The following is a 6,000-nucleotide window of genomic DNA, read 5'->3' as shown; positions in this document are numbered from 1 at the left end:
ACAAGGGCTCGAAACTGAGCACCTTATGCTTGTTGTTGAGGAAGATGGCCGCGAAGACCTCGTTCTTCTTCTGGGCCAGGGCCATCTGCAGGAACTGGGCGACATCGGTGGGAGTGGTTAGCGCCTCCCGACCGGTCAGCTCATCCAGAAGAATGGTGGCCGCCGTACTGACAATTTCCTCAGGCTTAACGCAGCCCTGTACGTGGTACAGGCCCTGCTCGTTCTTTACGAAAGTGGGAATATCCATCCAGGCCTCCATAGCGGCATAAAGAAGCCCGCACTGGGCGGGCTTCAGGGGTGTGTGAGTGGTAAGGGGAGAGTGGGACTTACTCGGCATCGAGGCGGAAGCTGTGTCCGCAATCCAGGCATTCCAGGTTGTCGAGATAGGTCTCGTCGAGCTTGGCGCCCAGCGCAGCACCAGCTTCACCACCGGCCACGCCGCCAGCCAAACCGCCAAACACGGCACCGGCGATACCGCCGATGGCGGACCCGGCAGGGCCAAACGCCAGGCCGACCGTAGCGCCCACGCGAGCACCGCTGCTAGCCATGGCAATGCCGCTGGCGGCACCTGCAACCGTGCCTACAGAGCCGCCGACCTTGCGGCCATTCTGCAGGGCGACAACGCGGATGGAACGGCAGGACGGACATTGAATGATCATGAAACCTCCATGAGACAGGGTCAGGAAGGCCATTCCTTCCTGGCTTCATAGAGGTGATATATGGTTGAAAAAATCTGGGATAGTGGCCGCATTTCTCTTCATGCGGGTAGTTGAAGTTTCTGTGTAGTATTTGGATAGTTCGATACTACGCCGATCGCTCTTCTCTATTTAGTTGGCCGATGTTGGTGAGCTGCGGCCTAACATGCCTCTCATCTTCTCGACAGCACCTGCTTGGTGAATTCTCATACGAGTTAGGGCGGGCCTGAATATCGTGCATTTTTCGGTTTTATGATGCTCAAGAAAAGCAGCAATCAGGCGCGGCAGCTCCCGTTTCACTCCGAACAGGTTATTGGCCCCGCCAAGGTATATAGCCTGTTGGTATTCTAGGCTTGGCCAAGGTGGCACCTTTCTGTAGCCGAAGATACCTTTAATCACCCGGAATGTATGTTCACGTTAGTTCGCGCGCTGGTTTGCTGGTCTCGCATTGCTGTGCTGTCTTCCTCGTCGTGGATTGCATTCCAGAACGTTCAGCGATAAATCACTTAGTCTTGCGCTTCTTTCTTTGCGATTCTGGATATTGCAATAACTAGAATCTTGCACAGATTCAGCTCATCCCGCAGGCATCGAAAGTTCAAGGTGGAAGTTTCATCGGCATTCCGGGAAAGATAAATATTCGAAAAACAGCACACCGATTCAATTTTATACAGCGTATCTTCCATGGTCGGACCACACTTCCAAAACCATTTAAATGCAGCTTTATGCATAATGACTGCTTCACAGAGGAGACTTGCGACCTAAGGTTATTGACATTTGGTTGTTCAGCCAAATAAGATCAAGGGATGTCACTACGTAGACAGCCTGTTTATTTGGAGGAATTATGAGTTCTGTATCAATTCAGCCGCGCAAAGTCGCTTTTGATGTCTCGTCAGTGCCACGGCACTGGAATGGCGGTGACCCCGTGCTGACCCGCTTCTTTGATGCCCTCTCAGTGCATTTCCCGGAGGGGGAGCGCTTCTTTATCCAGTCAGTGCGTAACTTCAAGGATCAAGTGACAGATGATCAGCTGAGCGAGGATATTCGTCACTTTATTCGCCAGGAAGGTCAGCACGGGATTGTCCATGATCGTTTCAACGATGTGATGGCCAGCCAGGGCGTGGATGTGGATAAGGTCACTGCGAATCTAAGGACCTTTATTCGCACCACACAAAAGTACCTGCCGAAGAAGTATCAGCTCGCCATGACGGCGGCGTTTGAGCACTTTACGGCAACCCTGGGCGAAACCATGGTCAGCGAGAAGAGCGAGATGTTTAGCGAGGCTGACCCCGTCATGAGAGCGCTATTTCTGTGGCACGGGGTCGAAGAAGTAGAGCACAAGGCCGTGGCCTATGATCTTTATCAGGGCGCAGCAGGTGGAGGCTACTTGACGCGCGCGTCTGCGTTGGTGGTTGCGACCCTGATGGTTCACCTTGTCGTGGCTCCAGTATTTTGGAATATGCTCAAGCTTGATGGCGTAACGCGCCAGCCTGGTGTGATTCTGCGAGGCCTGAACAAGCTTTATGGGCGAAAAGGTATTCTCACAGGCATGCTGCCTGATTTCCTCGCTTGGTTCCGCCCTGGATTTCACCCTTGGGATACCGGTATGCCTGAGAAGGTTGCCGCGTGGTTGGCGGAGTATGAGACTCATGGAGATCCGATGCGGGCATCGGAAACCATTTACGGTCCGGCTCCAGTGAGTGAGGCAGCCTGATGCATGGAGACAAGCAGGATGTCCCCAGTACCGTCGATGTTCCTCATACACATCGGCCTGGGCGTCACTGTGGCAGTTCAGCTATCAGAGACCTGCTGGAGTTTCATGGGCTTAATTTGACGGAAGCTTTCTGCTTCGGGCTGGGTGCCGGGCTTGGTATTACTTATGTGGAAATACCAGGCACGGACACCCCGTTTATTGTCCATGTCCGTTCAATGGGATTTGAGGAAACGGTGTTCTCTACACTGGGCGTGCCGTTTCGCTGGGAAACTTGGCAAGATAAATGTGCTGCCGCCGATGCGCTGGATGCCCATCTTGATGCGGGGCGGCCTGCGCTTCTCTTAACTGATATTTTTTACCTTCCTTATTTCAAGAGCAGTACACATTTCCCCGGTCACGCCATCGTCGCCTGGCAGCGAGCCGAGAAGGGCGAGACGATGCTCGTTAGCGATACCGAGCGCCCAGGGCTTTTAGAGGTGCCTCGTGACAAGTTGGTTGAAGCCAGATTCTCCTTGTCGCCACCCTTTATCCATCATGGTTCATTGTTCGCACCCGAAAGTGTTTCGGTTCAGGTGTCTGCCGATAACGTGCGCAGTGCGATTGTGAAGAATGCAGATAATCTCCTGCAAGGAAGCAGGAATCACGGTATTCAAGCGCTAACAACTTGGATCCAGGAACTTCCTCGCTGGAAGGCAGTGGATAAATGGCAATGGTTGCTCCGTTTCGCCTATCAAGTGATCGAGAAGCGTGGAACGGGGGGCAGCGGCTTTAGAGCGATGTATTCAGAATTTCTCGATGAAGCGAGTGAAATTGTTCCTGAAATACATGAGGCAGGCTTGGTCGAGTTGATGCGCACGAGTGCTGCGGCATGGTCCGCTCTGGCTGATTGTCTGCGAAAGGGGTCCGAAAGTGAAACATTCCCTGAAGAGGCAATAACGGACGCCATTGAATCTGTGCGTGTTGCAGAGACCCGGTATGCGGATGCCGCTTCAACATTCTGATAAAAAGTTGCTAACTATGACAGCTGAGACATCACTCCCGAGAGAACTGCTTGCCGCAAAGGCTTTTTTTGGTTCAGGGCATCCGTTGTTCAGGGTTTTTGGTATCGCAATGGATGACATTACCAAAGATGGCGCGGTAATGAGCATGCCTTGTGTGGAAGAGGTTTGTGATCAACAGGGAAAGCTTCATCGGGGAGCCATCGCTACCTTGCTTGATACGGCATGTGGTTTGGCGATTTTTGTGCGCCTCGGCGACATGCGCCCAATTGCGACAATTGACTTGCGCGTTGATTTCATCGCTAAACCCGAGGCTGGCGAAGGGGTGGCATGTAATGTCACCTGTTTTGCAGTTGAAGAAAATATTGCTTATGTCCGTGGAGAGGCATTTGGGCGTGATGGCGGCAATTTGCTGGCGTCGGTATCAGGCAGTTTTGCGATAGGAACGGCAGGCCCGTCCTTTGATCAATCTGTGAATCCTAGCAATAAGAGAGCCCCCTCCAAGAAAAAAACAATCGATGATGAAGGAATCATCAGCTTCGAAACAGAAAGGGTAACCGCTCTCTCTACTGTGGTCGGCGATGTATCACCATACGAAAAATTTCTTGGTATGACGGCTTCGGACGATAATGGCGAAGCAACCTATAAAATGCCGTTTCGCGAGCAGCACATTGGCAACCCTCTGATCAAGACTTTTCATGGCGGTATTATCGCAAGCTTCGCGGAGCTTGTTGCTGGCGCGCACTTAACAGCGAATCAGACTGAACAAAATAAGCCAGTATGTTCAAGTATGACTCTGGATTATTTGCGCCCGGCCTTTGCGGGTACGTTGGTGGCCAAGCCGAACATTATTCGTGAAGGAAAGCGCTTCATTGTGGTTGTTGTGGATGTGTTTCTTGATGGCGCCCAGGTTTCCCGAGGTCGCTTCATTTATAAGAGAGCCTTCGCTTCCAGCTAATCCAATCTATAAACAACCCTCCCCCCTTCCTTTTCTGCCTCAATAGAGGAGTTCTGTTATGTATATTTCACAGACTTTGCGCCGTGCGGTTCAATTAAACGGCCAAGGTACGGCTACCGTTTTTGCTGGTCGGCGGCAAACCTGGCGAGAGTTTGAAGACCGTATCGCATGCCTTGCTAACGGGTTGCTAAGTCTGGGCGTCAATGCGGGTGACAGGGTTGCCATACTGGCATTAAACAGCGATCGCTACCTGGAGTATTTCTATGCAGTGCCGTGGGCCGGTGCGGCAGTGAATCCCGTCAATATTCGGCTCGCACCACCTGAAATCGCCTATACCTTGAATGACTCAGGTTCTAAAGTGCTTTTCGTTGATGACACCTTTGCAGCATTGCTGCCATCCCTACAGCCACAGCTTGAGTCTATCAAGCATGTTGTCTTCATGGGTGAGGGTGAGTGTCCACAAGGGTGTATTGATTATGAATCCCTTGTCGCCAACGCCGATCGAATCCGTGACGCCAATGCTGGCGGTGACGATCTGGCGGGGCTGTTTTATACCGGTGGTACCACTGGGCGGTCAAAAGGCGTGATGCTGAGTCATGACAACCTGGTATTCAATGCCCTAAACGTGGTTGCCGAGATGGGCTATGACAGTGACACCATATATATGCATGCCGGGCCCATGTTCCACTTGGCTGATATGGCCAGCACGTTTGCCGTGACACTGGCTGCGGGGACACATGGCATTGTTCCTCGCTTTGATGTTGATGAAGTGCTGGCTTTCATTGAGCAGGAGAAAGTCACGAACACCCTGTTGGTGCCGACCATGGTCAATCTTCTAGCCTCATCTGGGCGCATCGCCAATTACGATGTCAGCAGCATAAAACGCATGCTGTATGGCGCCTCGCCAATGCCAGAGGCGGTATTGATTAGTGCTATGGAACAAATGCCGACAGTGTCATTTGCTCAGGGCTATGGCCAGACCGAAGCCTCCCCAATCATTACCTCACTCGGGCCAGAACATCACATTCCCGGCGGAGAAAAATTACGTAGCGCCGGTCGCGCAGCACTGGGTGTGGAGGTGGTGGTGCTTGATGAAAATGATCAGGTGGTATCTCAAGGTACGGTTGGCGAAATATGTGCGCGGGGACCAAACGTCATGTTGGGTTACTGGGGAATGGAATCAACAACCGCTGATACCTTGCGCAATGGTTGGCTACATACCGGCGACCTTGGCTACATGGACGAGGATGGATTTGTCTTCATCGTTGATCGAGCCAAGGACATGGTAATCAGCGGTGGAGAAAATATTTTCTCTGTTGAAGTTGAAGGTGCCATTTATAGCCATCCTGCGGTACAGGAGTGCGCGGTAATTGGTATTCCCGATGAACGCTGGGGTGAAGCTGTGCATGCAATCGTGGTGCTGCGTGAAGGAGAGCACGCCAGTGAGGCAGAGATTATCGAACATTGCCGTGAAAGAATTGCAGGTTACAAAGTGCCTCGTAGCGTTGATTTTAAGGCAGAGTCGTTGCCGGTGAGTGGGGCAGGTAAGGTGCTGAAAAACGAACTGCGAGCCCCCTTTTGGGAGAGCAACGGTAAACAGGTTAATTGAGTAATTGATGACCTTGTATTGCGAAATTT

Annotated in this window: 6 protein-coding genes; 4 read left to right on the top strand and 2 right to left on the bottom strand. The window is 52.1% G+C overall.

Annotated features, from left to right (window positions below; all coding sequences use genetic code 11):
* Together T9A_RS12155 and T9A_RS12150 are read right to left on the bottom strand one after the other, a co-directional pair.
* A partial coding sequence (locus T9A_RS12155) for a JAB domain-containing protein (protein WP_035248745.1) occupies positions 1-247 on the bottom strand: 247 nt, incomplete at its 3' end.
* A gap of 79 nt (positions 248-326) precedes the next feature.
* Positions 327-659, bottom strand: a complete 333-nt coding sequence (locus T9A_RS12150; RefSeq protein ID WP_035248785.1) for a membrane protein — start codon at positions 657-659, stop codon at positions 327-329.
* A gap of 877 nt (positions 660-1,536) precedes the next feature.
* Between T9A_RS12150 and T9A_RS12145 the strand changes: the two genes are divergently transcribed.
* The 4 genes from T9A_RS12145 to T9A_RS12130 are packed head-to-tail and all read left to right on the top strand — an operon-like array spanning position 1,537 to position 5,971.
* Positions 1,537-2,406, top strand: coding sequence for a metal-dependent hydrolase (locus T9A_RS12145; protein WP_035248744.1), 870 nt, complete (start codon positions 1,537-1,539; stop codon positions 2,404-2,406).
* Complete coding sequence (locus T9A_RS12140; protein WP_052042942.1) at positions 2,406-3,407, top strand: BtrH N-terminal domain-containing protein; 1,002 nt, start codon at positions 2,406-2,408, stop codon at positions 3,405-3,407. Before T9A_RS12145 ends, T9A_RS12140 begins: the two co-directional genes overlap by 1 nt.
* Positions 3,382-4,362 carry a PaaI family thioesterase gene (locus tag T9A_RS12135; protein WP_231866193.1) on the top strand — a complete coding sequence of 327 codons (981 nt, stop codon included), beginning with the start codon at positions 3,382-3,384 and terminating at the stop codon, positions 4,360-4,362. Before T9A_RS12140 ends, T9A_RS12135 begins: the two co-directional genes overlap by 26 nt.
* Positions 4,363-4,420: 58 nt before the next feature.
* Entirely contained in the window at positions 4,421-5,971 is a 1,551-nt protein-coding gene (locus T9A_RS12130) for a long-chain-fatty-acid--CoA ligase (RefSeq protein WP_035248742.1), read from the top strand.
* Positions 5,972-6,000 lie beyond the last annotated feature (29 nt).

The sequence above is a fragment of the Alcanivorax jadensis T9 genome, assembly GCF_000756655.1.
Lineage (GTDB): Bacteria > Pseudomonadota > Gammaproteobacteria > Pseudomonadales > Alcanivoracaceae > Alcanivorax > Alcanivorax jadensis.
Note: the sequence above shows the minus strand (reverse complement) of the source record. Positions and strands in the feature narration are given on the sequence as shown.